Origin of the sequence: [Empedobacter] haloabium, from assembly GCA_008011715.2 — a bacterium.
In the GTDB taxonomy this organism is placed as follows: domain Bacteria; phylum Pseudomonadota; class Gammaproteobacteria; order Burkholderiales; family Burkholderiaceae_D; genus Rugamonas; species Rugamonas haloabia.
Map to the genome: position 1 here is coordinate 5,367,323 of CP136508.1, position 26,420 is coordinate 5,393,742.

20 protein-coding genes and 1 tRNA gene are annotated in these 26,420 nt (G+C 66.9%); 11 read left to right on the top strand and 10 right to left on the bottom strand.

Going from position 1 to position 26,420, the window contains the following annotated elements; all coding sequences use genetic code 11:
* Positions 1-2: 2 nt before the first annotated feature.
* Together E7V67_023290 and E7V67_023295 are read left to right on the top strand one after the other, a co-directional pair.
* The gene (locus E7V67_023290) at positions 3-968 is read left to right on the top strand and encodes a TerC family protein (GenBank protein ID WUR12585.1); all 966 of its coding nucleotides are present in this window, start codon (positions 3-5) and stop codon (positions 966-968) included.
* Positions 969-971: 3 nt separating this feature from the next.
* Complete coding sequence (locus tag E7V67_023295) at positions 972-1,370, top strand: TerB family tellurite resistance protein (protein ID WUR12586.1); 399 nt, start codon at positions 972-974, stop codon at positions 1,368-1,370.
* Positions 1,371-1,377: 7 nt separating this feature from the next.
* Here the strand turns inward: E7V67_023295 and E7V67_023300 are convergent, their stop codons facing one another.
* Together E7V67_023300 and E7V67_023305 are read right to left on the bottom strand one after the other, a co-directional pair.
* A complete protein-coding gene (locus tag E7V67_023300) occupies positions 1,378-2,337 on the bottom strand; it encodes a MerR family transcriptional regulator (protein WUR12587.1) in 960 nt (319 codons plus the stop codon).
* A gap of 268 nt (positions 2,338-2,605) precedes the next feature.
* Positions 2,606-3,142, bottom strand: coding sequence for a DUF2058 domain-containing protein (locus E7V67_023305; GenBank protein WUR12588.1), 537 nt, complete (start codon positions 3,140-3,142; stop codon positions 2,606-2,608).
* A 177-nt stretch (positions 3,143-3,319) separates the two neighbouring features.
* On the opposite strand from E7V67_023305, the gene E7V67_023310 reads away from it, so the two are divergent.
* Together E7V67_023310 and E7V67_023315 are read left to right on the top strand one after the other, a co-directional pair.
* Positions 3,320-4,978 (top strand): M28 family metallopeptidase, encoded by a 1,659-nt coding sequence (locus E7V67_023310; GenBank protein WUR12589.1) that lies wholly within the window; start codon positions 3,320-3,322, stop codon positions 4,976-4,978.
* Positions 4,979-5,201: 223 nt separating this feature from the next.
* Positions 5,202-6,383: a GGDEF domain-containing protein gene (locus E7V67_023315; GenBank protein WUR12590.1), complete on the top strand. Its 1,182-nt coding sequence runs from the start codon at positions 5,202-5,204 to the stop codon at positions 6,381-6,383.
* A 36-nt stretch (positions 6,384-6,419) separates the two neighbouring features.
* Here E7V67_023315 and E7V67_023320 read toward each other — a convergent pair whose 3' ends face one another.
* The 4 genes from E7V67_023320 to E7V67_023335 all read right to left on the bottom strand — a co-directional run bounded on the left by E7V67_023320 (position 6,420) and on the right by E7V67_023335 (position 8,211).
* Positions 6,420-6,938 (bottom strand): DUF805 domain-containing protein, encoded by a 519-nt coding sequence (locus tag E7V67_023320; GenBank protein WUR12591.1) that lies wholly within the window; start codon positions 6,936-6,938, stop codon positions 6,420-6,422.
* Between the two features lie 101 nt (positions 6,939-7,039).
* Positions 7,040-7,552, bottom strand: a complete 513-nt coding sequence (locus tag E7V67_023325) for a DUF805 domain-containing protein (GenBank protein WUR12592.1) — start codon at positions 7,550-7,552, stop codon at positions 7,040-7,042.
* Positions 7,552-8,061, bottom strand: a complete 510-nt coding sequence (locus E7V67_023330) for a DUF805 domain-containing protein (protein WUR12593.1) — start codon at positions 8,059-8,061, stop codon at positions 7,552-7,554. Before E7V67_023330 ends, E7V67_023325 begins: the two co-directional genes overlap by 1 nt.
* A gap of 18 nt (positions 8,062-8,079) precedes the next feature.
* Entirely contained in the window at positions 8,080-8,211 is a 132-nt protein-coding gene (locus tag E7V67_023335; protein WUR12594.1) for a hypothetical protein, read from the bottom strand.
* A 53-nt stretch (positions 8,212-8,264) separates the two neighbouring features.
* On the opposite strand from E7V67_023335, the gene E7V67_023340 reads away from it, so the two are divergent.
* The 3 genes from E7V67_023340 to E7V67_023350 all read left to right on the top strand — a co-directional run bounded on the left by E7V67_023340 (position 8,265) and on the right by E7V67_023350 (position 13,077).
* A complete protein-coding gene (locus E7V67_023340) occupies positions 8,265-10,556 on the top strand; it encodes an EAL domain-containing protein (GenBank protein ID WUR12595.1) in 2,292 nt (763 codons plus the stop codon).
* Positions 10,557-10,860: 304 nt separating this feature from the next.
* Positions 10,861-11,733: a hypothetical protein gene (locus E7V67_023345; GenBank protein WUR12596.1), complete on the top strand. Its 873-nt coding sequence runs from the start codon at positions 10,861-10,863 to the stop codon at positions 11,731-11,733.
* A gap of 9 nt (positions 11,734-11,742) precedes the next feature.
* Positions 11,743-13,077 carry a DUF4785 family protein gene (locus E7V67_023350; protein WUR12597.1) on the top strand — a complete coding sequence of 445 codons (1,335 nt, stop codon included), beginning with the start codon at positions 11,743-11,745 and terminating at the stop codon, positions 13,075-13,077.
* A gap of 117 nt (positions 13,078-13,194) precedes the next feature.
* On the opposite strand, the gene E7V67_023355 is transcribed toward E7V67_023350, so the two are convergent.
* The gene (locus E7V67_023355) at positions 13,195-14,505 is read right to left on the bottom strand and encodes a hypothetical protein (GenBank protein ID WUR12598.1); all 1,311 of its coding nucleotides are present in this window, start codon (positions 14,503-14,505) and stop codon (positions 13,195-13,197) included.
* Complete coding sequence (locus E7V67_023360) at positions 14,502-15,608, bottom strand: mechanosensitive ion channel family protein (protein WUR12599.1); 1,107 nt, start codon at positions 15,606-15,608, stop codon at positions 14,502-14,504. Before E7V67_023360 ends, E7V67_023355 begins: the two co-directional genes overlap by 4 nt.
* A 270-nt stretch (positions 15,609-15,878) precedes the next feature.
* On the opposite strand from E7V67_023360, the gene E7V67_023365 reads away from it, so the two are divergent.
* Complete coding sequence (locus E7V67_023365) at positions 15,879-18,035, top strand: family 1 glycosylhydrolase (protein ID WUR12600.1); 2,157 nt, start codon at positions 15,879-15,881, stop codon at positions 18,033-18,035.
* A gap of 125 nt (positions 18,036-18,160) precedes the next feature.
* Here E7V67_023365 and E7V67_023370 read toward each other — a convergent pair whose 3' ends face one another.
* Complete coding sequence (locus E7V67_023370) at positions 18,161-20,083, bottom strand: PAS domain S-box protein (GenBank protein WUR12601.1); 1,923 nt, start codon at positions 20,081-20,083, stop codon at positions 18,161-18,163.
* A 130-nt stretch (positions 20,084-20,213) separates the two neighbouring features.
* On the opposite strand from E7V67_023370, the gene E7V67_023375 reads away from it, so the two are divergent.
* The 3 genes from E7V67_023375 to E7V67_023385 all read left to right on the top strand — a co-directional run bounded on the left by E7V67_023375 (position 20,214) and on the right by E7V67_023385 (position 23,974).
* The gene (locus E7V67_023375; GenBank protein WUR12602.1) at positions 20,214-21,239 is read left to right on the top strand and encodes a hypothetical protein; all 1,026 of its coding nucleotides are present in this window, start codon (positions 20,214-20,216) and stop codon (positions 21,237-21,239) included.
* A 37-nt stretch (positions 21,240-21,276) separates the two neighbouring features.
* Positions 21,277-21,352, top strand: a tRNA-Phe gene (locus E7V67_023380).
* A gap of 351 nt (positions 21,353-21,703) precedes the next feature.
* Complete coding sequence (locus tag E7V67_023385) at positions 21,704-23,974, top strand: hypothetical protein (protein WUR12603.1); 2,271 nt, start codon at positions 21,704-21,706, stop codon at positions 23,972-23,974.
* Positions 23,975-24,088: 114 nt separating this feature from the next.
* On the opposite strand, the gene E7V67_023390 is transcribed toward E7V67_023385, so the two are convergent.
* Positions 24,089-26,383 carry a diguanylate cyclase gene (locus tag E7V67_023390; GenBank protein WUR12604.1) on the bottom strand — a complete coding sequence of 765 codons (2,295 nt, stop codon included), beginning with the start codon at positions 26,381-26,383 and terminating at the stop codon, positions 24,089-24,091.
* Between the last annotated feature and the right edge of the window lie 37 nt (positions 26,384-26,420).

Genomic DNA, 26,420 nt, shown 5'->3' on the forward strand with positions numbered 1-26,420 from the left:
CAATGGACACGATCGAGAACATCGCCACCGCCCCGATGTGGGCGGGCTTCGTCGGCTTCGTGCTGGTGATGCTGGCGCTGGACCTGTGGGTCTTCGGCGGCAACAAGGCGCACAAGGTCAGCGTGCGCGAAGCCGGCGCCTGGTCGCTGGGCTGGTTCACGCTGGCGCTGCTGTTCAACGCCGGCCTGTGGTGGTACCTGAAGGGCAGCGTCGGGCCGGAAATCGCCGAGCAGAAGGCGCTCGAATTCCTGTCCGGCTACCTGATCGAGAAGGCGCTGTCGGTCGACAACGTGTTCATCTTCTTGCTGATCTTTTCGGCCTTCCAGGTGCGCCCCGAGTACCAGCGCCGCGTGCTGATCTACGGCGTGCTGGGCGCGATCGTCATGCGTGCCGTGATGATCCTGGCCGGCGCCTGGGTGGTCAGCGAGTTCTCGTGGGTGCTGTACCTGTTCGGTGCCTTCCTGCTGGTGACGGGCGTGCGCATGATGTGGGCCGCCGACCATGAGCCGGACGTGCAGAACAATCCGGTGCTGCGCCTGGCGCGGCGCGTGCTGCCGGTGGCGCCGGGCGACCATGGCGAGAAATTCTTCGTGCGCCACAACGGCGTGCGCCACGTGACGACGCTGTTCCTGGTGCTGATCCTGATCGAGGCGACGGACCTGGTGTTCGCAGTCGATTCGATCCCGGCGATCTTCGCCATCACTTCGGACCCGTTCATCGTCTTTACGTCGAACCTGTTCGCGATCCTGGGCCTGCGCGCACTGTATTTCCTGCTGGCCGACATCGCCGACCGTTTCCACCTGCTGAAGTATGGCCTGGCGCTGGTGCTGTGCTTTATCGGCGCGAAGATGCTGCTGCTGCCGTGGGTCCACCTGCCCGTGCACGTGTCGCTGGCCGTCGTCGCCACCTTGATCGCTGGCAGCGTAGTGGCCAGCCTGTATGTAACGCGTAACCAATCGAAGGAGTAAGCAATGCGTACCTATCCGACCGACAGCCCGCGTGCTGCCGCCCGTATCCTGGCCCTGGCGATGATCGTCGACGGCGACCTGGCCCCGGCCGAACTGCGCACCCTGGCGCGCACCGGCGTGCTGGCGCAGATCGACATCGATTTCGACACCTTCCAGGAATTGATGGGAGAGCTGTGCGAGGACATGCTGATCGACGCGGCCGGCCAACGCAACGTGGAGCTGGAGCCCGAGGCGCTCGACCTGATGCTGGCTGAAGTGCGCGATGCCGCGCTGCGGCGCCGGCTGCTGGCCGCCATGTCGCGCATCGCCGATGCCGACGGCAAGCTGGCCGACGCCGAGGCGACGCTGCTGGCGCACGCCGCGGCGGCATGGTCGGGCGACCGCCTGCCGGCCGCCGCGTGATGCGCCGTCAGCCCGGTGCCGGCAGCGGCAGCCCTTCCGCCAGGGCCAGCCGCTCCATCGCGCCCTCGAGCAGGGTGCGGGCGCGGGCCGCCGCCAGTTCCAGCTCGCGATGCAGCGGCGCGTGGGACGGGCTGTCCGCCGCGCAGCGGGCGCTGTAGCGCTCGAACGATCCCACCATCAGCAGCAGGTCGGCCAGGTGGCGCGGGCATTCGCACATGACGCGATTGCCGGCCGCGGTAATGGTGGCCAGCGCGCGCTCGTCGAAGCGGGCCGGCTGCACCAGCGCCGGGCGCTCCGGCAAGGCGACGGCCTGCCCCGCCAGCGCAGCGCGGCACAGCAGCGCCAGTTCGCCCATCTCGGCGGGCACGCGCGCCACCAGGCAGCCATGCGCGCGCAGCTCGCGGATCGTGGCGCTGGCACAAAAGCGGTACAGCACGACAACCGCGCCGACGTCGGTCTGGCGCCGTGCGGCCGCGATCAGCGGCACCGCCTCCACTTCCAGCTCGGACAACTCGACGAGCAGCACGTCCGCCGCGACGCCCGCCAGCAGGGCCGCATCCTCCAGCCGGGCGCAGTGGCGCAGCACGTCCAGCCCCGGCAGGTGGCCGGAGGCGGCGATGCGCCGGCCGAGGCTTTCGCCGATGACGGCCACGCGCACCGGGGCCGAAGCGGCCGGCAGTGCCGCGCGCACACCCGTCAGTTCTTCCAGCCGGTCCATCGACAGCCCGGTCAGCGTGCCGATCGGGTGCCCCTGGTCGACCAGCTGTTTGAGCAGCGCCAGCCGGCGCACCTGCTCGGCGGTGTAGAGCCGCTGGCCATGCTCCGAGCGTTTTGTATCGGACAAGTTATAGCGCCGCTCCCACACGCGCAGCGTTTCCACGCTGAGGCCGGCCAGGCGGGCCGCCACGCCGCTGCGGTAGGCCAGCGGCGGCCGGTCGGTGCCGTCGATCGGGGTGATGTCGTTCATTTGAACCGCTCCTGAACCAGTGATGGGAGCCATTTTACGCGGATTTGTCCAGGACAAACGCACGTTTGACGCGTGATTTGGTCTTTCCTCGGTTCAATAGCTGGGCGACGGGCGCAAAAAAAGCCACCGCTCGGGTGGCTCGTGGGGTCTGTCCCTGCAAGGGACTGACCCCGAAGTTTGCGAGATTGGCGTGACATCGGCGGTGAACTTCAGGGTCAGTCCCCGCTGGGGACAGACCCCGGCTTGTTTGCCGCACCGGCCATCCGACTCACCACATCAGATCATCCGGAATCTGGTAAGCCGCATACGGATCATCCGGATCGACCTCGGTGCTGGGCTTGTTGACCCGCACCACCAGCGCCGGGTCGCGCTCGGCGATCTTGTCCGCGATGACGCGCGGGACCAGCTCCGTGTTCTCGCCCAGGCGCACGATGACGAGCCGGCCGGCCACCAGGTGCTCGCGCACGGCGCTGGAGACATGGATGCGTTCGATCTTGTTCTGGAAGGTGAAGTTGTAGGCGATGTCGCCGTTGCCCTTGCTCTGCCGGTTCTGCTGCACCATCTGCGCGATCTGCGCCATGATGGCCTTCTGCGCGGCGGCCGCGTCGCGCTGCGCGTTCAGCTCGCGCGCCCGTTCGGCGGCCTTGCGCTGCTGTTCCTGCGCGGCCAGCTTGGCTTCGTCCACGCTTTGCGTGCCCGTGCGGCGCTCCACCTTCGCCTGTTTGCTTTTGTCCTGGTTGACCAGTTTGACCTTCTTCTTGTCGACCAGGCCCGCCTTGAGTAGTTGCTCCTGCAACGAGACCATCTGCTGCTCCGTAAAAACGTGGCCGGCAACGCGCCGGCCGCAAACCGCCAGCATAGCAAATGCCCCGGCCCGCCAGCGGAAACTTTGACCTGCGCGACCAGAAAGAAGATACTTGGCAACGTTGCATTCCCGAATTCACAATTCAACATCGCAGTTCCGTATCGAGGAGAATCGTCAGTGAAGAAAGTCTTGCTGGTCACCCTGCTGGCCGCCGCGTTCGCGGCGCAGGCACAGAGCACCCCGGCCACGCCGCAGTTCGACGCGCAGCGCCTGTCGCAGCACGTCAAGGTGCTGGCGTCCGACGCGTTCGAGGGCCGCGGCCCGCATACCGCCGGCGAAACCAAGACCGTCGAATACCTGGTCGAGCAGTTCAAGGCGGCCGGCCTGCAGCCGGGCGGCGACGTCGTCAATGGCAAGCGCGGCTGGACCCAGGACGTGCCGCTGGGCCGCTTCGAGATCAAGGGCCCGGTCAAGCTGACCCTGCACGATGGCAAGAAGAGCGAGTCCTTCACGCAGGGCGAGCAGATCGCCGTGCGCGCCGCGATGAACGGTGCCAAGCTGGTCGACTTCAAGAACGCGCCGCTGGTCTTCGTCGGCTACGGCACCACGGCGCCGGAGCGCAACTGGGACGATTTCAAGGGCGTGGAACTGCAGGGCAAGCTGGCCGTCGTGCTGATCAACGATGCCGACTTCGAGACCGGCCAAGGCGATTTCGGCGGCAAGGCCATGACCTACTACGGCCGCTGGACGTACAAATACGAAGAGATGGCCCGCCGCGGCGCGCTGGGCACCCTGATCGTGCACGAGACGGCGCCGGCTTCCTACGGCTGGGCGACGGTGAAGAACTCGAACACCAATGTCATGTACGACATCGTGCGCAAGGCGCCGCGCGAAGCCCATGCGCCGATGGAGGCCTGGATCCAGCGCGACGTCACCGTGGACCTGTTCAAGCGCGCCGGCCTCGATTTCGAGGCGCTGAAGAAGCAGGCGCAGCGCCGCGACTTCAAGCCGGTGCCGCTGAAGGGCATCACGCTGTCGGCCCACTACGCGGTGGACGCCCAGGTCATCAAGTCGAAAAACGTGGCCGCCCGTATCGAGGGCAGCAAGCGGCCGGACGAAACCGTCATCTACAGCGGCCACTGGGACCACCTCGGCGTCGGCCTGCCGGACGCGAAGGGCGACCGGATCTACAACGGCGCGGTCGACAACGCGACCGGCATCGCCGCCCTGCTGGAACTGGCGCGCGCCTATGCCAAGGCGCCGGCACCGCAGCGCGGCGTGGCCTTCCTGGCCGTGACGGCCGAGGAAAAAGGCCTGCTGGGGTCCGAATACTATGCGGCCAATCCGCTGTACCCGCTGGAGAAGACGGTCGGCGTCATCAATATGGATGCGCTGAGCCCGTACGGCCCGGCGCGCGACTTCACGATCTCGGGCAGTGCCAAGCTGGACCTGCTGGACCAGCTGGTCGCCAAGGCCAGGCAGTACGACATGACCTACGCGCCCGATCCGAAGCCGGAGGCGGGTCACTTCTTCCGTTCCGACCACTTCCCGTTCGCCAAGCGCGGCGTGCCGGCGATTTCGTTCGGTTCGGGTGAAGACCTGATCGACGGCGGCAAGACGGCTGGCGCGAAGGTCGAGGAGACTTACGTGACCGACCACTACCACCAGCCATCGGACGAATGGAATGCGCAGTGGCCCTTCACCGGCATGGCACGCGACCTGGGCCTGCTGTACAGCCTGGGCCGCGACCTGGCCGACGGCAGCAGCTGGCCGAACTGGGCCAAGGACGCCGAGTTCCGCGCCGTGCGCGAGCAGACCGCCGCGCAAAGGAAATAACCGTTCCAGGCAAGGGGACTGTCCCCGGTTTTCATCCGCGGCGTGCCATCGGCGCCAGCTCCGCCATGAAAACCCGGGGACAGCCCCTGCTGCCCTGGCGGCGACTCGAATCTTTTCACGATTTGCTGTGGTGGCGTTACCAAAAGTGACAATGTGTGAGCATTAGCGCCACTTTCCACACGTATACTTGTGTACTTTCAATGAAAGATTTCACAAGGGGATCATGGACGCCTTCACGCTGATCGTCGCTTCGGGCCTGGCCGCGGGCATCATGGCGGCGACCATGTTCCTGTTGTATCGCGCCGGCTCGCGCGCCGCCGGCCTGGTGGACTGGTCGCTGGCGGGACTGCTGTTTTTCTCGTCGAACGCGGTCGCGTTCACCGCCAGCCTGACGCAGGTGCATGACGTCAGCATCGCCGCGATCGGCAACGCGCTGTATATCGCCGGCCATTTCGGCGTGCTGGCCGGACTGCGCCGCCACCTCGGCCTGAAGCCCCGTTACGAAGCACTGCTGGCCCTGGTGCTGGCGATCGTGCTGGTGCACCGCACCGAGTTCGCGCAGGCATCCGTCGCCAACCGCCTGCTCATGTTCGCGCCCGTGATCGTGTCGATCAATGGCGCCGTCGTCTGGCACATCTGGCGGCTGCCGCGCAGCGAGGCGCGTCCCGCCTACCTGCCGCTGATGGCGCTGGAACTGCTGTTCATGCTGCAGATGCTGGTACGCACCGGCTATATCGCATGGCACCGCACGACCGACCTGACGTTCATGGGCAGCCAGGCCCTGCAAACGCTGGGGTCGCTGTCCGTGTTCGTCTTCCTGATGGTCGCCGGCATGGGCTGCGCGCTGATCGTCATCCGCCACCAGGAGCTGGCACTGCGCAAGGCCTCGCTGACGGACAGCCTGACCGGCTGGCTGAACCGGCGCGCCCTGCACGACGTGGCCGAGCGCGAATGCCTGCGCACGCAACGCTCGGGGGAGGCGCTGTCGTTCCTGACGTTCGACATCGACCACTTCAAGGCAATCAACGACCGCTACGGTCACAGCGTTGGAGATAGCGCTATCCGGCACGTCACGGCATTGGCCGCGCAGGCGCTGCGCGGCTATGACGGCCTGTTCCGGCTGGGCGGCGAGGAATTCGCCGTGCTGGTCACCGGCAGCAGCGACGACACGCTGCTGCGCATCGCGGAGCGGGTACGCGACCTGATCGCGCGCACGCCCCTGTATGCGGACAACAAGGCCGTCGCGCTGACCGTCAGCATCGGGCTGGCCAGCCGCACTGCGGGCGACGGCAGCTGGGAAGATGCGCTGCGCCGCGCCGACCTGGCGCTGTACCGCAGCAAGCGCGCGGGCCGCAACCGCGTCACGCTGGACGGCGACAATCTGGATACGCCTGCCGCGGCGTAGCGGCGAAAAACCGGTGACTGTCACCGGTTTTCCTGATCAGAACACCCGGCTGTTGGCCGCGCGCGTGCGTTCGCCGATCGTTTTGTAGGCGTCCACCGCCGAATACAGCACCATGGCCAGGAACAGCCCCGGGCCGACGCACGCCAGCGCGATCGCGCCGCGGCTGTTGGGGGCCGGCGGCGCGCCGTAAGCATTCTCGCCTTCGTCTCCTTTGCCGATTGCCAGCCACAAGGTGACCGCGATATTCAACAGCGGCACCAGCAGCAGCACGCCCCACCAGCCGGCTTTGCCCAGGTCGTGCAGACGGCGGCGGGCAATGACCAGGTTGGCCGCCGCCATCAACGTGCCGACCAGCAGTTGCATCAACCCGGCGGCGACGGCCGGCCCGGCGCCAATCGCACCCAGCAGCGCACCCAGGACGATGGCGACCAACAGCAGCGCGATCATCGCGCCAAAGCTGTAGGCCAGGTAACGCACGCGGCCGATGCGGCCATGCAGCGCGAACGGCTGCGGCTGTTGCACGGCGCCGGCTGGCGCCGCAGGAAAATCGGTCAATCTCGCCTCCAGTGCAATGGTCGGGATACGGCATGCTAGCCCAAAGCGCCGGGCCGCGCCGGACGGCTGTTCCTGCCCCCCGATGGAGACGCTTGCCGGCGTCAGCGGCCGAGTGCCATCAATCCGTCCATGAAGGCCACGACCAGCGCGAGCGGCCCCAGCCACCAGCCGGCCACCGCCAGCGCGAGCAGGCTGGCGAGGACCACGGCGCCGGCCACCTTGTCGAACGCTCCAGGCTGTGCCGGCACGGGCCCGAAGCGGTTGGGCACCGCATTGCCGGGGGCGAACAGCAGGTACAGCATCGCGACGACGCCGCCGTATGGCATCAGCCAGATCAGTGCCCAGAGACCCGAACGGCCCACGTCATGCAGTCGCCAGACCGACACGACGGCGGCAGCGATCTGTTGCCAGATGACCATACCCGCGGCCATCCACACTCCCATGATGGCGACACCACCCGGGTAGGTGCGCAGCGCCAGGCACAACAGGAGCAACACCACGAGCGCACCGACAACGGTCGCGGCAAGCAGATTCAGGTAGCGCAGCCGGCCGACCCGCGCGGCGAAACGTGGCGGTGGGGGCGGCGCGGCGACGGGGGTGTGCGCCGCTTGCATCAGAAATGCCCCCAGGGATCCTGCGGCACCGGCTGAAGCAGCAGCAGGTAAGCCATGCCGGCCATTGTCAGCACCACGACGACACCCGCCAGGGCCTTGACGAGCAGGCTGTTCGCCACGGGCGGGGCGCCGTGCCGGTTCGCGCCGGCCTCCCCCGCCCCCAGGAGCAGCCACAACAGCAGCGCCACGTTCACCAGCGGAGCCAGCAGCAACAGCGCAAACCAGCCGCTGTGTCCCATGTCCATCAAGCGGCGCCGGGCCAGCGCCAGGGCGAAGACCCCCAGCAGCAGGAACGAGATCAGCGTTCCCAACAGTTGAGACAGCAATACCCACGCAGTGGCCCGCAAGGCCAGCCCGGCTGCGACACCCAGCACGACGCTGAGCCAGAACGCGGCGGCCGAGTAATTAATATAGCGCAGCCGCCCGATCCGGCCCGACCAGGCAAACAAACGGGGCGATTGCAAGGCCAGTGGCGGCGAGGAGGTAAAACTATGCAAGGTTGCTCCCATGTATTTTCGGTCTGAAAATCATACTGTTTTTGCAACTCTCCAGCCAGCGCTTTTGTCGAGGGAAGACTCGGAAACGCGCCACGGATCGGCGTCGGCAGCCAGCAACAACGGCAGCTTGTTGATGACTTTTTGGGCGAAACCACGTACCATATTTTCCACCTCGCAATATATATTGCCTTACATACACCCTCCTCGGCAGCATCGTGGCATTCAACGATATGGCGCACTGGCGCACCCAGATCTTCTCCCAACTGCTGTCGATCGTGACGGTACTGGGTATCGTCGCGGCCGTGCCCAGCGTGGCGCTGGCGCTGCACGAAGGGCTGATGGCCATCGTCCTGACCGATATCGCGGCGCTGGCCTGGCTGCTGGGCGTCTGGCGCGCGCGCTGCCTGTCGTACACGGCCCGCGTCGTCAACCTGCTGGCGATCCTGTATTTTGTCGGCGTCGGCCTGATGGTGACGGTCGGGCCGGTCAGTCAGGTCTACCTGCTGGCCCCGCCCGTGCTGGGCGCCGTGCTGCTGGGACTATGGCCCGCCCTGTTCGCGCTGGGCCTTGGTGCGGCCACCGTGCTGGCGCTCGGGCTGACGGGCCATGCGCGGCTGTACGTGACGGGCATGCCGGAACATGCGCTGGCGCCATCGCTGGTGGTCACGTTGAACTTCCTGTGCGTGGGCCTGCTGCTGACGATCTCGTCGAGCGCGCTGCTGCAGCGGCTGGCACGCTCGCTGAAGGACCTGCGCAGTCACGCCGAATCGCTGCAGCACAACCGCGACCGGCTGGCGGCCGTCAACGCCGAACTGCGCCTGACATCGGCCGCCGTGGCGCGCCTGAACGAAATGGTCATGATCGCCGAGGCGGTACCCGGTACGGCGGCCGAGCAGCCGATCACCTTCGTCAACGACGCCTTCCTGCGCCGCACCGGCTATACCCGCGAGGAGCTGATGGGCCAGAGCATGCGCATCATGCACGGGCCACTGACGGACGCACTGGAAGTGCAGCGCGTCGTCGAGGCTATGCGCCGGGTGGAATCCGTGACGGCGGAGCTGATGAACTATACGAAGTCGGGCGAGCCTTACCTCGTCGAGATGGAGATGGTGCCGTTCGCCGACGAAGGCGGTACCAATACGCACTGGGTCGTGGTGGGGCGCGACATCACGGAGCGCAAGCGCGCCGCCGATGCGATCCACAACCTGGCCTTCTACGACGTGCTGACCGGCCTGCCGAACCGCCGCCTGTTGATGGACCGCCTGGAACACATGCTGGCCAGCGCCCAGCGCGATCAGCGCTGCGGCGCCGTCATCTTCATCGACCTCGATCACTTCAAGTACATCAACGACGCCCGTGGCCACGCCACCGGCGACTCGATGCTGCGCAAGGCGGCCCAGCGCCTGACGCAGCTGGTGCGCTCGGACGACACCGTGGCGCGCCTGGGCGGCGACGAATTCGTCGTGCTGCTGCAGAACCTGGGCCGCGACCCCGATGCCGCCACCCACGCGGCGCTGGCGATGGCCGAACGCATCCGCGACGCGATCCGCAAGAGCTTCGAGATCGATGGCCAATCGTATACCTCGTCGGCCAGCATCGGCGTGGCCGTGCTGCCGCGCGGCGGCCAGACGGTGCAGGACCTGCTGCGCGAGGCCGACATCGCGATGTACCGCGCCAAGGCCGAGGGCCGCAATGGCGTGGCGCTGTTCGAATCGACCATGCGCGCCGAAGTGGAACGGCGCCTGACGATGGAGCGCGACCTGTCGATGGCGCTGGAGAACGGCGAACTGCAGATGCACCTGCAGCTGCAGGTCAGCCAGGACACCACGCCGGTCGGCGCCGAGCTGCTGATGCGCTGGCGCCGCGCCGACGGCACGCACGTGCCGCCGGACATCTTCATTCCGGTGGCCGAAGCGACAGGGCTGATCGTGCCGCTGGGTCGCTGGGCGCTGCGCCAGGCCTGCCTGGCCTGGCTGCGGCTGGACGCCGAGGGATCGGCGCTGCCGCTGTCCGTCAATGTCAGCCCGTCGCAGTTCCGCCAGGCCGACTTCGTGGCCGACGTGCGCACGATCCTGGAAGAGACGGGCGCGCCCGCCACGCAGCTGATCTTCGAGGTGACGGAAGGCCTCCTGATCGAGAACCTGGACGACACCATCGAGCGCATGCACGAACTGGCGCAGCTGGGCATCCGCTTCTCGATCGACGACTTCGGCACCGGCTACTCCAACCTCGCCTACCTGAAACGCATGCCGCTGTACGAGCTGAAGATCGACCGCAGCTTCATCCACGACATGCCCGGCGACGCCAACGGCACCGCGATCGTGCAGTCGATCATGGCGATGGCGGGCCACCTGGGCCTGCGCGTGGTCGCCGAAGGCGTCGAGACACACGAGCAGGCCGCCTTCCTGGCCGAGCACGGCAGCCCCGGCATGCAGGGCTACCTGTTTGCCCGGCCGATGCCGCTGCCGGACATGATTGCCTTGCTGGGCACCTCTGCCGATACCTAGCCTCATGACAAGCCCGTGGTGACAGGCACCTGTTTGTGCGTCTCGGACGCGCAAACAGGTGCCTGTCACCAGGGGTTTTCTCGCTATTTCTGCCGTCCGATTGAGCAATATCAAGACGGACTTTATTTTGGCGGAATCCATCAAAACGCTGGCACGAACGGACAATACCGCACGGTCGTGCTTCCGTACTCTCCCACTCCAGCCAGCAGCCTCGGCCATTTCCGCCTCCGCTGCAGTACCCGCAACACCACCGCTGCACCCACGTTTCACTCACCCAGCTTCACTTACACCTCGGAGACAAGAGATGAAATTCAGCAAGTGGAAGAGCTGCACCCTGGCCACGGCACTGGCGCTGGCCGCCGCCCTGCCGGCGCAAGCCGGCAATACCGGCCTGGCATTCGTACATGGCACCGGCAGCCAGACCAATGCCGCCAAGGACTACTGGACCCAGGAGATGATCGACTCGGTCCGGCAAGGCCTGCCGAACCAGTCGCTGTACGTCGTCGTCAACTGCGACTTCAACCAGTACATGTGGGCCAGCGCCGCCGGCGGCTGCCTGGCGGACCAGCTGCACCGCTTCATCGTCAACAACGACATCACGGACCTGGTCGTCGAAACCCATTCGAACGGCGGCAACATCATCCGCTGGATCATGTCCAATCCCACCCAGGACAGCCGCTTCCCCACCATCATCCGGGCGATCCGCTGGGTCAATGCGCTGGCGCCGTCGTCGGCCGGCACCCCGCTGGCCGATGCCGCCATCAGCGGCAACGCCTTCGAGGCGTCGGTCGGCTGGCTGCTGGGCTTCAAGAACGACGCCGTGCGCCAGCAGCAGGTCAGCTGGATGGCCAACTACAACAACACGATGCTGTACGGGACCGCCGGCCGCCCGGCGCTGCCGAAACCGTTCCACAGCGTGGTCGGCACGGACGTCGACAGCTCGCCGTTCGATGGCGACAGCTACTGCGGCGGCTACGCCGAAAACGTGGGCCTGGAAGTGACGCAGGGCTGGCTGAACAGCTGCTCGGACGGCTTCCTGGAATGCACCAGCCAGTCCGCCGCCGGCACCCGCTGGTTCTACGACAAGGATCGCACCAGCGGCGCCGAGCCGCTGTCGCACAACCAGAGCCGCCGCAAGTGCTTCGGCCTGGACGTCATTCTGCGTAACGACATCTGAGGAGCCGCCATGACCATGCAACTGAAACTGCTGGCAGCCCTGTGCTGCACCACCCTGGCCGCCCACGCCGAACTGCTGCCGCAACGCGCCGGCGACCTGACCCCGGCCGCGCTGCGTGCCGCCCCCGCGAGCGGCACGCTGGCCGCCAAGATGCCGTCGGTGACGCGCGAACCCGTGTCGTTCAGCTGGGCCTCGCGCGCCGCCGTCGCCGCGCCGCAGCCGTTCGTCGCGCAAAGCCGCGAAGCCTACTTCACGGTGACGGGCGCCGAGCTGGAACAAGGCGTCGCGCTGCCGACCACCGCGCCGCGCGCCATCGTGCGCCTGCAACCGGTGGGCGAAGCGTCGATCCGCGAGAACGAGGCGATCCATCCTTCCGCGCTGATCCTGATCGACGCGGCCGGGCGTGAGCGCAATGCCGGCGACGGCATGGAGACGCTGGTCTCGGCCGACCGCCTGGCCAAGGCCGACTTGCCGTTCGCCTCCGGCACCTCGGCGTTCCGCCTTGGCGCCGACGTCGGCAGCGGCCCGGTGCGCATGCGGGCGCAGGGCCTGAACCCGGGCCAGCGCTACCTCGTCAACGTGGTGGAGCCGGACAGCCCGCTGGCGCTGACGATGCAGACCACGTCCGCCGCCTACCTGCAGGGCCAGCAGCTGACCGTGCTGGCGCAGCTGCAGTACCTGGCCGACAAGGTCGCCCCTGGCCGCATCGACGCCAGGCTGGTGGCGCCGACGGGCCGCAGCTATCCGCTGGAATTCAAACGCGGTGCCGACGGCCGCATGGCCGCCGTCGTCGCCCCGGCTGCCGCGGATGCCGCCGAACCGGGCCTGTGGGAAGTGCAGGCGAACGTGGAAGCCACGGTCAAAGGCCAGCGTGCCCTGCGCTCGACCCGCTTCGCCGTGCCGGTGGCGCTGCCGACGGCCAGGCTGACGCGCAGCGCCGACCTGGCCGGCGAGAACGGTGCCCTGACGGTCAAGTTGGGCGTGGAGGCCGCGAGCGCGGGCCGCTATGAGGTGCGTGGCGTGTTGTACGGCACCGTGCAGGGCAGCCTGCAACCGCTCGCCGTGGGCAACGCGGCGCAGTGGGTCGAGCCGGGCCAGGCCACCATCGGCCTGCCGTTCGACGCGGCACTGCTGGCCGGCAGCACCGGCCCGTACGAACTGCGCGACCTGCAGCTGCTGGACCAGGGCCGCCTGGCGGTGCTGCAGCGCCAGCAACTGGCGCTGACGATGGCCGAGTCCGACGTGGCCAAGCTGGTGCCGCAGCGTAGCGCCGTGGCGCTGCCTTCCTCGGCACGGGTGAAGAAGGACGTGGACGCCGGCGCCGGCACGGGCGACGTCCAGTAACGGCGGCGTACAGGGGTCAGTCCCCTCGGGGACTGACCCCGAAGTTTGGCTCGCGAGTCGCCGAAGTCTGGGACAAACTTCAGGGTCAGTCCCCTGCGGGGACAGACCCTTTGACGCTCAGTCGCGCAGCCCGCTCGCCAGCCGTGGCGACGACAGCAGCTCCTTGAACGCGGCCCAGCGCTGCGCCCGCGCCTGCGCCGGGTCGGTGCTGGTGACGCGCCGCTCGACCCACGCTTTCACCAGGTCCTTGCCCAGGTTGTAGTTGATCACGTAGCCGCGCACCGCGTCGTAGAACTGCACCCGCTGCCCGGCCTTTTCCGGCGGATACAGCGCCACGTTGGTCAGCCACTCGATGGCCTGCTCGCGCGTGAAGCGCCCCTCCAGGTAGTGCATGGCGATGTCGTTGTCGGCGTAGCTCAATTGCCCCAGCAGCTTGACCAGGCTGCCGTATTGCGCCGCCAGCCTGGGATCGAGGCCGGCCAGCGGATACAGCACGTCGCGCTCGAAGGCGATCCGTTCGTCGTCCGGGAAGGCCATCTCGATGCCGTAGTTGGCGCTGCCCTCGGCCACCAGCGACATCGGCGAATACAACGGATAGACGCTGAACTCGACCCAGTTGCGCTCCTTGACGAGGGCCTGCTCCAGCAGCGCGTTGTAGACGTGGTGGCCCGGATAGCCTTCATGGCAGCCCAGGTCCACGGCCCGCTCGATATAGATCGGGAACTCCGTGTTGATCTGGATCAGGCTATGGGCGTCGCCCTTGTACCAGTTATAGCCGGACCACGGCTTGCCGGTGACGAATTCCAGCACGAAGCTCTCGTTGGCCGGCAGCTTCAGGTACTTCGCGGTGCGCTCGCGGCAAGCCGCGATGGCCGCCTCCATCACCGGTTTCAGGCGCTCCCTGGGCACCGCGAAGCGGGCCCGGAACGCCTGCACGCGCTGCGGCAGCGGGCCCTTGCCCGGCACCAGCCGGTCGATTTGCGCCAGCAGCTTCTCGTAATGCGCGCGGTCGTGGTGCGGCGTGACGGCGTCGTACAGCAGCGCCGTCTCCTCGTCGAACGTGAATTTTTTCCCGGCGAGCATGTCGACCCGGGCCGTCATCGCGCGCAGCTGCTTGCGCAGGAACTCGATGCGCAGCGCTTCGTCGGCGCTCGCGCCCTGCTTGTCCGCCAGATCGGCGATCGCGGCCTGCACGCCGGCGCGGATCGACGGCAAATCCTGCTTGTCGCGCGCGGCCTGCTCCTGCAAGACCGCCGGGCCATAGTAGGCGTCCACGTAGTCCTTGTCGTGCTGGCCCACGGCCAGCACCAGCGTGCGATAACGCTCCGCCACCTCCTGCACCGAGGCCGCCCTGGCGCTGCCGGCCAGCAGCAGCGCCAGTCCACCCGCCACCGCACCCGCGATGACCTTGACCGCCATTTTTTTCATGTCCCCTCCCGCTTGTTGGAAGCGGGTGAGTGTAGTGGAGAGGCCCCTTCGATGCAATCGAAGGGATCGCGCACGATCATCCGGGCCGGATACGCGACCTCGATGCCGCGCTCCTTCAGGCCGCGCAGCACGGCCAGCAGGATCGACTGCTGCGTGTCCATGAAGATGAAATAGTCCGGGCTCTTGATCCAGTAGACCACCTCGAAATTCAACGACCACTCGGCCAGGTCGCGCAGGTGGGCGCGTTCGAACGAAGCGGTCTGCTCGTGCGCCTCGATGATCGCCTTGATCATCGGCGGAATGGCTTCCAGCCTGGCCGGATCGGTGGCGTAGTGCACGCGCAGGATGAAGGCGGCGCGGCGCGTGAACATGCGCGTCTGGTTCAGGATGCGCGCCTTCAGGATGTCGCCGTTGGAGAAGATCACCTGGTCGCCGCCCAGGCCGCGCAGCCGCGTCGTCTTCAGGCCGATGTATTCGACGGTGCCCAGATGCTCGCCGACGATGATGAAGTCACCCACGACGAACGGCTTGTCCAGCACGATCGACAGCGATGCCAGCAGATCGCCCAGGATGTTCTGCACCGCCAGCGCCACCGCGATACCGCCGATCCCCAGGCTGGCCACCAGGGTCGTGATGTTGAAACCCAGGTTGTCCAGGATCATCAACATGAACACGACCCAGACCACCAGGCGCAGCAGGAAGTCGATGATCGCGGTGGAGGCCGCGCTGGCCACGCTTTCCGTGCCCATGGCGGCCTGGCGGTAGCGGCTGCGCCAGGCGCGCACGGCGGTATCGGCCCAGATCGCGGCCTGGATCAGCATGGCCGAGACGGCTACCCGCCACAGCCACAGCTCGTACTTGCGCGGAAACTCCAGCATCAGCGAGCCCAGGTACAGCGCCAGGATCAGGATGAAGATCGTGTAGGTCGCACGCAGCAGGCGCAGGAACCAGTCGTCCACCCGCGTCTCGCTGCGCTCGGCAACCTGGGCCAGCCGGTGGATCAGGAGGTAGCGCGCGGTGTACATCAGCACGGCGGTCGCAAACGCCACCGCCACCGCGGTGCCCCACTCCTCGATCGAGTTGCCCATGAAAACCAGCCGCATGCGTCCCCTCCAAGCTTGATCCAGCCAACCAGTTTACCGAAGCGGGCCGCGGCACCGCGCACACATGCCTGGCCATGGCCTCACCGTACTGTTCAGTTACGCGAGGCAATACGGCGCCAACGTTTTGATTTTTTCGCCATACTTCCTCCCTCGTTCGACTAGCTCACCAATAACATGAAAAATGATGACGAAATTCAAAGCCAGGTGATCGAGTTATGGGGCGGACTGGAAGCAACGGTCAACCGCGTGCGCGATCGGTATTTCAGTCAAATGGACCAGAACGGACACAAGACCCGGATCAGCGACCTGGACCGCTTTGCGGCACTGGGCATCAAGGCGATCCGCTACCCGGTCCTGTGGGAGCTGACGGCGCCGGACGGCGTCGACAAGGCCGACTGGTCCTGGGCCGACGAACGGCTGCCGGCCCTGCGCGACCTGGGTGTCGCGCCCATCGTGGGCCTGGTGCACCATGGCAGCGGCCCCCGCCACACCAGCCTCGTCGACCCCGAGTTCGCCCCGCAACTGGCCGAATACGCAGGCGCCGTGGCGCAGCGCTTTCCGTGGGTGGAGTACTACACGCCCGTCAACGAACCTTGCACGACGGCCCGCTTCGCCGGCCTGTACGGCGTCTGGTACCCGCACGGCAAGAGCGACCTGGTCTTCCTGCAGGCGCTGATCAACCAGTGCAAGGGCGTGGTGCTGTCGATGCGGGCGATCCGCGCCGTCAACCCGAACGCCAAGCTGGTGCAGACCGATGACCTGGGCAAGACCTACAGCACGCCGGAACTGTCCGACTGGGCCGATTTCTACAACGAGCGGCGCTGGCTGGCGTGGGACCTGTTGTGCGGCCGCGTGGACGAAGACCACACGCTGTGGCCATACATCCTGAAGAGCGGCATCGCCGCCGAGGACGTGCTGTGGTTCCGCGACAATCCCTGCCCGCCGGACATCGTGGGCCTGAACTACTACATCACCAGCGAGCGCTGGCTGGACCACCGCGGCGAGCGTTATCCGGCCCGCTACGTGGGCGAGCACGGCTTCGCGGACATCGAGACGGCGCGCGCGCTGGCCACGCCGACCCCGGGCATCGGCCCGCTGATGGAGGAAGTATGGGAGCGCTACGGCCTGCCGATGGCCGTGACGGAAGCCCATATCGACGCCAACCGGGAAGACCAGTTGCGCTGGCTGCACGAAGTGTGGAACGCGGCGCACGACGTGCGCAAAAAAGGCGGCGACGTGCGCGCGGTGACCGTCTGGTCGCTGCTCGGCTCGTACGACTGGAACTGCCTCGTCACCGAGTGCCGCGGCTATTACGAGAACGGTGCCTACGACCTGCGCTCGCCGCAACCGCGGCCGACGGCGCTGGCGCGCCTGATGCAGGAACTGTCGACGGGCCGCACGCCGTCGAACCCGGTGCTGCAGGGATTGGGCTGGTGGCGCCGGCCGGGCCGCTTCCTGTGCCCGCCGGTGGCGACCAGCGCCACGGTGGCCGCCCTTCCCGCCGAACGCCACACGGCGCAGCGTCCCGTGCAGCCGATCCTGATCAGCGGTGCCACCGGCACCCTGGGCAGCGCGTTCGCCCGCATCTGCGAGGAACGCAACCTGGCCTTCCGCGTGCTGACGCGCCAGGAGATGGACATCGCCGACCCGGCCTCCGTCGAGGCGGCCATCGAGCGCTACAAGCCCTGGGCCATCGTCAACGCGGGCGGCTACGTGCGCGTGCACGACGCGGAACAGGACAGCACCGGTTGCATGCGCGCCAACGCGCACGGTCCCGTCGTGCTGGCGATCGCCTGCGCGCGCCACCAGGTTCACCTGCTGACGTTCTCCAGCGATCTGGTGTTCGATGGCGGCAAGGGCGGCCCGTACGTGGAAAGCGATCCGGTCGCGCCGCTGAACGTCTATGGCCAGAGCAAGGCCGAGGCGGAACGCCGCGTGCTGGCGGTCAATCCGGACGTGCTGATGGTGCGCACCAGCGCCTTCTTCGGCCCGTGGGACCAGCACAACTTCGTCACGCTGGCGCTGCAGGCGCTGAGTGCCGGCCGCCCATTCGCGGCCGCCGACGACCTGGTGGTCTCGCCGACCTACGTGCCGGACCTGGTGCAAACCTGCCTGGACCTGCTGATCGACCGCGAAAGCGGCATCTGGCACCTCAGTAACGGCGAAGCGCTCAGCTGGGCCGAGCTGGCGCGCCGCGTGTGCGCGCTGGCTGGCGTGGACAGCGCCGGCCTGGACGCGCGGCCATCGGCGGCACTGGACTATCCGGCCGCACAACCGCGCTTCTCGGCGCTGGCCAGCGAACGGGGCAACCTGATGCCGACGCTGGATGACGCCTTGCAGCGCTACCTGCAGGCGGTGGCCGAAGTGCGCGAGGAAGGCGATACGCACGTGGGAGCGGCGCAGGCCGCGCATTACGGCGGGGTTTGAGATCAGCGCTGCAGGTCGGCAGGAACCGGCCTGCACATCTCGTCAAACCCGCAGGTGGCAGGCACCGATCTTCGAGTCATTCGACTCGAAGATCGGTGCCTGCCACCATGAGTCGCGCTGCAAATTCAGCTGGTGGCCCGCAAATGCCGCGCCAGGTCGGCCAGCCGGTAAGGCTTACCGACGAACGAGAACTCCGCACTGCCCGGCTCCTCGTGCTGCAGCGCCGCCTGTGGGTAGCCGGATGCGATGATGATCTTCATGGCCGGGTGGCGTGCCCGCGCGGCGCGCGCCAGTTCCAGGCCTGTCATCCCGTTCGGCATCATCAGGTCCGTGAACAGCACGTCGATATCGTCGTCGCGCTCCAGCACGCGCAGCGCCGCCACGCCGTCCGGCGCCGTCAGCACTTCGTACCCCATGGTCTCGAACAGCTCGCAGGCTACCGCCATGACCAGCTTGTCGTCTTCGGCGATCAATACGCGTTCGCTGCGCACGGCCGGCAGCCCGGCATCGACCGGCCCCGCTTCCTCGACGGCCGGCAGGTACAGGCTGATCGACGTGCCCTTGCCCACCGCCGTCTCGATGACGACGTCCCCGCCCGACTGCGCGATGAAGCCGTACACCTGGCTCAGGCCCAGGCCCGTGCCCTTGCCGACCGGCTTGGTCGTGAAGAACGGCTCGAACGCGCGCGCCACCACCTCCGGCGCCATGCCGGTGCCGGTATCGCGCACGGTGACGCACACATAGCGACCGGCCGGCAGCCCGCCCACCTGGCTGGCGGCCAGCACCACGTTGCGGGTTTCCAGCGTCAGCGTGCCGCCGTCCGGCATCGCGTCGCGCGCGTTGACGACGAGGTTCAGCAGGGTTGCCTCGAAGCGGGCCTCGTCGACGGAAACGCTGGCCAGGCGCGGTGCCAGGTCGAACAGAAAGGAAACCTGCGGGCCGCCGGCGCGGCGCAACACCGGCTCGAACGCGCCCACCAGGGTGTTCAGCTGGTGGGTGGCGGCCGCCAGCGGTTGCTGGCGCGCGAACGACAGCAGCTGCTGCGTCAGCAGCGCGCCTCGTTCGACGGCGCGGCGCATGCTGTCCAGCACCCGGTTGGCCGTGCTGCCCGGCTGCTGCGCATGCAGGATATCGATCCCGCTGGACAGCACCGCCAGCAGGTTGTTGAAGTCGTGCGCGATGCCGCCCGTCAGCTGGCCGATCGCTTCCATCTTCTGCGCCTGGAACAGCGCATTGCGGGTCTGCTCGAGCGATTCGGCAGCCTTGCGCTGTTCGGAGATGTCGCGCGTGATCTTGGCGAAGCCGATCAGCATGCCCTGTTCGTCGCGGATCGCATCGAGCACCGCGTGGGCAAAGAAGTGGCTGCCGTCGCGCCGCACCCGCCAGCCTTCGCTCTCGTGGCGGCCCGTGCTGCGGGCCGTCTCCAGCGCCAGCTCGGGCAGGCCGGCCGCGCGGTCCTCCTCGGTGAAGAAGCGGCTGAAATGCGTGCCCACCACCTCGGCTTCGCTATAGCCCTTGATACGCTGGGCACCGGCATTCCAGTTGGTGATCAGGCCCTGCGGCGACAGCATGAACAGCGCGTAGTCGGTAACGCCCTGCACCAGCAGGCGGAAGCGCTGCTCGCTCTCGCGCAGCGCTTCCTGCGCCGTCATGCGTTCGGTCGTGTCACGCGTGATCTTGGCGAAGCCGACCAGCGTGCCGTCCGGCGTGCGGATCGGATCGATGACGATGCTGGCCCAGAAGCGGGTGCCGTCCTTGCGCACGCGCCAGCCCTCGCCTTCGAAGCGGCCCTCCTCGCGCGCCGTGCGCAGCGCCAGCTCGGGCAGGCCGGCGGCCCGGTCCTCATCCGTATAAAAGCGCGAGAAATGGCTGCCGATGACGTCCTGCGGCGCATAGCCCTTGAAGCGCTGCGCGCCGGCGTTCCAGCTGCTGACATGGCCTTCCGGATCCAGCATGTAGATGGCGTAATCCGTGATGCTGGACACGAGCAGCTCGAAGCGCTGCTCATAGCCGCTGCTTGCGGGGGGCTTGACGGTCTCGTTATTCATCTTTTCCTGTTAGCCAGTCATTGTCGGCTGCAATGGTCCGCCTCGATTCTCGCCAATTGTAACGCCATCCGTGCGGTGCGCCGGTACGTTACCGGCTACCATGCAGGGATCGGTTTTCCACCACACTGTCATGTTGCGCCACCCGTTTGCGATCCTGCCGATGTTGCTGGCCCTGGCGGGGTCCAGCCTGCCGGCGCCGGCCCAGGAGCCGGTGCCGAACGTGGTCGTCACGGCCACGCGCGATCCCGTCGACAAATCCTACCGCAAGATGGTGCGCGGCATGGAACGTTTCGCGCGCCAGCAGGCGGCGCTGGCGCCGGGCGCCAAACTGCGTTTCCGCCTGCTGCCGCGCCTTCCGGGCACGCGCATGGAGGGCATCGCGCTGAAAGTCGTCGGCGACACGGTCACGCTGCCGGTCGACGTCGCCCCGGACAACAGCTTTACCCTCGCACGCGACGAGCGCGCCTGGCGCGAGGACGCGGCCCTGGTGGCCAACCGCCGCACCACCAGCATGACGTGGCGCGCGGACGTGCGCAGCCCCGGCGTGCCGGATGGCATGCGCCGCCTGGGCGACCTGCGCCTGGAATGCCTGGTCGGCATGGAGGCCGGGCTGGTGTCGAACAACGCCCACCTGTTCAACTGGCTGTCCGACTTGCTGACGGACCCCGACAAGGTGTGCGGCACACCGGACGGCAACTACCTGTTTTTCACGGAGCGCCCCGTGTTCGCCGTGACGCTGCATGCCGGCGCGCGCAGCGCCCAGCTGCCGCCGCGCTTCCTGTACGCCGGCGGCAGTCAGGCCCCGGCCGACCTGCCCTATTGCGACTGCCAGGTGCTGCTCGATCGCAGCTACTACGCGCCGCTGTGGCAGCGCGACTGGCCGGACGACACGCTGCTGTCGTTCGAATACATGGACGAGCCGGCGCCGCCGAACGCGCCGTCCGCGCCGGGCATCGTTCCAGGCCTGGACCGCGCGCAAGTGCGCGCGGCGCTGGGTGCCGGCACGGAAGTGGCCTTCGGCAGCGGCGTGCAGGCGTGGCTGTATCCGCCCGTGCAGCGTAAAACAGAGCCGGAGCAGATGCAGTACCTGGTGCTGTTCGGCGCGGACGGCAAGGTGTTGAAAAGCCGCGCCGTCCTCGCGTTCAAAAGGGACTAGGCAAAGCTGCAACCATGCTGCTATAATTGCGCGCCTTGGCCTGGTAGCTCAGTTGGTAGAGCAGAGGACTGAAAATCCTTGTGTCGGTGGTTCGATTCCGCCCCGGGCCACCAAGATATCTGACCAAACGCCGATCCTTGCGATCGGCGTTTTGCATTGTGGACTACGCAATGCCCGCGCCGGCCTGCCGCGGCGCCGGTGGAACCCGCGGCACCGCGTCCCCCACTCATGCACATCCGTGCGCGGTCTCCCGACCGCCAGACGTTTCCCGCCGCGTTCCAGCGAACGCGGTCGATCGTGTGCAATCCGTGGACCAATCAGATGCCGACTCCCCCGCTTCCCCCCGCTGCTTATTCCAGCTCATCAATATCCCAACCGGGATACCAGGCCCCCGCGCCGACGCGGGCCGCCCGCCGAAACGACAGTTATCCCCCGGCGCAACCGGTCCCGACGAAATGAAGAAAATGCGTGCGCTGGAGCGCAGCACGTCCAGCGAACTGCAGAAGCAGTTCAATAATGTATCGCTCGAAGGTTACAAGCAAACGCTGACCGCCGCGCACGACCATGTCGTAAAAAGTAAAGAGGCATTCCAGCAGGACGACAATCTTCACGTCAGCAGCGCGGCCACCATGCTGGACAGGACACTGTGCCTGGCGAGCAATTTCAATCAAGCCGGCTCCCTGCTGTCCAGTGTCGCGGAGGAAAATAACCACGCAGGTCACTATATCCGCAGCTTCGATCACGACCTGCTGATTTCGAACAAGTCCGATCAACGCCCCGTGACGAACCTCGTGGCGAGACCGAAAGGGGATGCGAAGGCGCTCGCGGCAAATGTCGGCCGCATTCCCAACGTGCCAACCCTGGAGCTCTCCCGGGTGAAGGGCCGGCTGACAGCCGAGCCCTTGCAACGGCGTCCCAAGGCCAGCTCCGCCGCCAATGCCGAACTGTACGATGCATCGCTGGCATACCGGACAGCGTTGTCGGACCATGTCGCCAAGCAGCTGGACGGTGCGAAACGCATCAAGGTCGATGTGTACAACGCCTACCCGGCCGTGATGGTGCATTTCGATGCCAGGTCGCTGCTCCAAGGCTTCAGATCGGGCGCAGACCTGAGCACCCCGGCGGCATCGTTCAATGAATTCCTGATGAGCCATTACCTGGGCATCGTCAACGCCGAAGCGGCCAAGATGGGGCTCGATACGGCGACCGTCGAGCGTTCCAGTTTCGGGCACCTGACACCGTCCGTCGCCGCGACCGGGGAGAGCTTCCGCATCAATCTCGGCATGATGCCGCCCGCCTATGCGGAAGCGCACATCAAGGCCCTGGCTTTGCTCGACCAGGAGCTGGACAGCTTCGCCACGTCCCTCACGCAGAACCATGGCGTCGATCGAAACAAATTCGCAGGCTCGGTACACAGCGGCGATCTGCAGCGCGACCAGAATATCTTGCAACTCGCGTTCACAAAAGTGGAAAGCCAGGGAAAAACGCTGATGACCAGCGCGACGCGCACGCTGAAAGCGAGGAACGCCGTGGACGCCGCGTCCTTCCGGCAGCATACCGGCCCTGCCGCGGCGAACCCGATCGGCGCCACGTTGAGCACGCTTTTTTCCTACGTCACGGTCGCCGAGGATGGCAAGGTGAGCACCAGGGCGCCCGAAGCCACCTATACGATGCCCCGCGCCGACGCGCCGGCCGCGGCCGCGACAGCGGCGCCGGGCGATGCCGCTCAACCGCTGGCAGCTTCTTACCGGAATTACCTGGATAAGTTCAGCAGCCAGCTTGCCACCGTCGCGCAAGCCGGCACGAACCCCACCACCAGCAAGCACATCAGGGCCCTCGCGCAAACGCTGACTTCCAAGAACCCCGATATCGCTACCGCACTGGACGTGGCGAACCAGCTGCTGATGGTGCACACGCTCGACACGATGAAAGCGAAGGCGGCGGCGGTAAAGGACAACGGTGACAACAGCGCATCACACGTCGACGGCGACGCCATGGACGTGGACAAGGCGGAGTACGACCTCGGCCACGGCAGCGACTCCGAGATCGAGGACGACGCCAGCATCGAGGGCCACGCCATCAGGGGAAACAAGATCATCACGCACAACGGCATGCGCAGCCTGCTTGGCGCAACCGATTCGGCACGCGCGTTATTGTTCGCCGGGCGCGGCGATGTGCAGATCGCCTACGAACATCCGTACTATGAAACGCAGAATGCGATCAAGAAGACCCGCATTCGCGTCGAAGAAAACAAGGACAAGAACTCGGAAGCGAAGATCGTCATCAAGGATATCAATGCCTGCATCACAGACGGCGAAGCCAAGACGTCTGCGCCCCTGGCTGAAGCTTTTCCCGATGCGCGCGCCTGGATCATCGATACGACGAGCGCAACGACAGATCAGATGCGCAGCATCTACCAGCAGTTCACGAAGGCAGACAATGCCGAGTTGCTGTACCTGGCGTCCAGTGGCCTGAAAAACGAGCAGGCCGGCGCGGACCAGAACAATTACGGCACGTTGCGCGTGTTTGCCAAGGCGGGCGACGGCGAGGCGAGCAAACAACGGGTGGGGGAAGTGCTGGGCGCGATCGCGGGCACCGACCGTGGACTGGCGCAGTTCTCGCACGAGCACCGCAGAACGATGAAGGCGATGGGCCTGGTGCCGACCAACCAGAGTATCGTCATGCCGGTGCGCAGCGACGTCGTGATGGCCGAGGCGCCGTTCGGCACCAGTTGATGGGGGGCGCGAGCGCCAGGCACGTCACGGGCGCTTCGTGGACGCGACCCCGTCGAGCCATCGACCTTCAAGCCGTTCACGGTAAATGATGCTTTGACCTCTGCAGGACCGCCCTCACTGGTGCGCCACCCGAAAACAATTGCGCCCCGCCCGCTTGGCATCGTACATCGCCTGGTCGGCCGCCTTGACGAGCGCCTCCGGCGTCATCCCGGCTTCGAACCAGGCGACGCCGATGCTGGTCGTGACCGGCAGCGGCGCCCCCGCCAGGTCGAACGGCGCCGCCATCGCGGCCACCAGCTTCTGGGCGATGACGACGGCGTCGCCAGCTTCGTTCAGGCCCTCGGCGATCAGCACGAACTCGTCGCCGCCCAGGCGCGCGATGAAGTCCGCCTCGCGCAGTACCGAGCGGATGCGCTGGGCGAACAGGCGGATGACGCTGTCGCCCACGTCATGGCCGTGGGTATCGTTGATCTGCTTGAAGCGGTCGATGTCGAAGTACATCAGCGCCAGGCCGTGGTGCCGCTGCGCGCGTTTCACGGCTTCCTCCAGCTGGTTGTTGAAGTAGCCCCGGTTCGGCAGCCCCGTCAGCGTGTCGAAATTGGCGCGGCGGAACAGCTCCTCTTCCATGTATTTGCGCGCCGTGATGTCTTCGGTGACGGCCAGTACGCCCATCACCTGGCCCCGGTCGTCCTTCAGCGGGATTTTGCTGGTCTCGATCCAGCACGCTTCGCCGTCGTGGCGCACGTCGCGCGCCTGCATGCGCATGCGTGGCACGCCGGAGCGGATGACCTCCAGGTCCACCCGCCGGTAGTAGTCGGCCATGTCTTTCCAGCGCAGGTCGGCGTCGGTCTTGCCGACCAGCTGGTCCACGCTGTGCAGGCCGGCCGCCTGCAGCAGCGAGCGGTTGCCGCCCTGGTAGACGCTGTCGACGTCTTTCCAGAACACGCTCTGCGGGATATTGTCGAGGATCGCCTGCAACATCTGGCGCGACGCATGCAGCGCGGCCTCGGCCCGCTTGCGATCCGTGATGTTCTCGGCGAAGCCCAGCACGTGGCTGATCGTGTCGCCCGCGCTCATCGGAATCAGGACGACCGACAGGTCGGAGCGCCGTCCATCCGCGCTTTCCACCTGGTGCGTGGTCGCGACAGTATTGCCGGCCAGAACCTCATCGAGAGAGCGCGCCATGGCCTGCCGGTCCGGCCCGGCGATGAACTGCTCGACCGGCATGCCGGACAGCGCTTCGCGTCGCACCCCCAGTTCGCGCGCCATTTGCTGGTTCGCCTGCAGGAAACGGCGCTGCGGATCGAGCGCGAACACGGCAAAGGGATGGTGTTCGAAAAAGCCGGCAAAGCGTTCGCTGAAGTCGCGTACCGCGCGCTTGCCCGACGCGTAGCGCGGCCAGGCCACCGCCGCGTAGCTGGCGATCAGCGTCAACAGCATGCCGACGGCGAATACCAGGGCCGCCTCGTTCAACGCATCCGCCGCCAGTTGCGTGCGCTTGGCATAGAAATACATCAGCCAGGTACGCTCGCCGAAGCGCAACGCGGCCCGGTGCGCCAGCACGTGGCTGCGGTCCGTTTGCAGCGCATGCCCGGCGCCGTCGCCATCGAACACCAAGTTAGCGGCGGAGACGTTGCCGTCGAACACCTCGAGGTCGAACTGCTGCGCGAGCCGGCCGTCGTCGAAGGTTCCGAACAACTGCCGCACGTACAGGGCCGAAAAGATGAAGCCGCCCAGGGCTCCCGGCTCGCCGCGTGCGGCCGCCGCGGGCGGCTTGCGCACCGGCGCGAAGATCAGCACCACGGGACGCTGGCCGGGGTCGCGCAAGGCGGTGTGCAGTTCGGTGGCGACCGGCTCGTCGGTCGCGGCGGCCCGCTGCATCGCGCGCCAGCGCGCCGGCACGGCCCCGAAATCGATGCCCCGCAGGCGCCCCACCCGTAACGGATCGAGCGCATGCTGGCCGTACAGCAGCGGATAGTAGTCGCTGGCACCGCTACGTGGCTCGATCACTTGATAGCCGGGGAACGTGTGTGCCGTTTCGGCCTCGAAAGCGGCCAGCCGTGCCGCCGGAACGCGCGGCAGGTACCCGAACGAACTCATGCCCTCCAGCCGGTCGAACACGCGGCTGGCCTTGATGTAATTGTCGAATTCCTCGGGCGAGATGGCGTACGAAGCGCTGAAGAACGCCGCCAGCGCCCGTGTCGCGCTGACGTATTGTTCCAGCCGCTGGCGCAGCAGCGATTCGTACTGGGCAGCGGCATCCCCCAGCTGGTCGAGCTGATGGGCTTCGCTGCGCTGCCAATACCACTGGCAGGCGTAACCCGACAGTGCCAGCCCGGCGGCAAACACCAGCGCGGGCACGCCCATGCGGCCGGCCGTGATCCTGATGAATTCTGCAAACGACGCCATCGAATCTCCACCATTGCAAGACCGGCTTTCCGTTTCG

Excerpts from the sequence above, each read along its gene's own strand:
- E7V67_023290 (WUR12585.1), top strand. The coding sequence starts at position 3 with ATGGACACGATCGAGAACATCGCCACCGCCCCGATGTGGGCGGGCTTC.
- E7V67_023295 (WUR12586.1), top strand. The coding sequence starts at position 972 with ATGCGTACCTATCCGACCGACAGCCCGCGTGCTGCCGCCCGTATCCTG.
- E7V67_023300 (WUR12587.1), bottom strand. The coding sequence starts at position 2,337 with ATGAACGACATCACCCCGATCGACGGCACCGACCGGCCGCCGCTGGCC.
- E7V67_023305 (WUR12588.1), bottom strand. The coding sequence starts at position 3,142 with ATGGTCTCGTTGCAGGAGCAACTACTCAAGGCGGGCCTGGTCGACAAG.
- E7V67_023315 (WUR12590.1), top strand. The coding sequence starts at position 5,202 with ATGGACGCCTTCACGCTGATCGTCGCTTCGGGCCTGGCCGCGGGCATC.
- E7V67_023325 (WUR12592.1), bottom strand. The coding sequence starts at position 7,552 with ATGCAAGCGGCGCACACCCCCGTCGCCGCGCCGCCCCCACCGCCACGT.
- E7V67_023330 (WUR12593.1), bottom strand. The coding sequence starts at position 8,061 with ATGGGAGCAACCTTGCATAGTTTTACCTCCTCGCCGCCACTGGCCTTG.
- E7V67_023335 (WUR12594.1), bottom strand. The coding sequence starts at position 8,211 with ATGGTACGTGGTTTCGCCCAAAAAGTCATCAACAAGCTGCCGTTGTTG.
- E7V67_023345 (WUR12596.1), top strand. The coding sequence starts at position 10,861 with ATGAAATTCAGCAAGTGGAAGAGCTGCACCCTGGCCACGGCACTGGCG.
- E7V67_023350 (WUR12597.1), top strand. The coding sequence starts at position 11,743 with ATGACCATGCAACTGAAACTGCTGGCAGCCCTGTGCTGCACCACCCTG.
- E7V67_023355 (WUR12598.1), bottom strand. The coding sequence starts at position 14,505 with ATGAAAAAAATGGCGGTCAAGGTCATCGCGGGTGCGGTGGCGGGTGGA.
- E7V67_023360 (WUR12599.1), bottom strand. The coding sequence starts at position 15,608 with ATGCGGCTGGTTTTCATGGGCAACTCGATCGAGGAGTGGGGCACCGCG.
- E7V67_023365 (WUR12600.1), top strand. The coding sequence starts at position 15,879 with ATGGACCAGAACGGACACAAGACCCGGATCAGCGACCTGGACCGCTTT.
- E7V67_023370 (WUR12601.1), bottom strand. The coding sequence starts at position 20,083 with ATGAATAACGAGACCGTCAAGCCCCCCGCAAGCAGCGGCTATGAGCAG.
- E7V67_023375 (WUR12602.1), top strand. The coding sequence starts at position 20,214 with ATGTTGCGCCACCCGTTTGCGATCCTGCCGATGTTGCTGGCCCTGGCG.
- E7V67_023385 (WUR12603.1), top strand. The coding sequence starts at position 21,704 with ATGCGTGCGCTGGAGCGCAGCACGTCCAGCGAACTGCAGAAGCAGTTC.
- E7V67_023390 (WUR12604.1), bottom strand. The coding sequence starts at position 26,383 with ATGGCGTCGTTTGCAGAATTCATCAGGATCACGGCCGGCCGCATGGGC.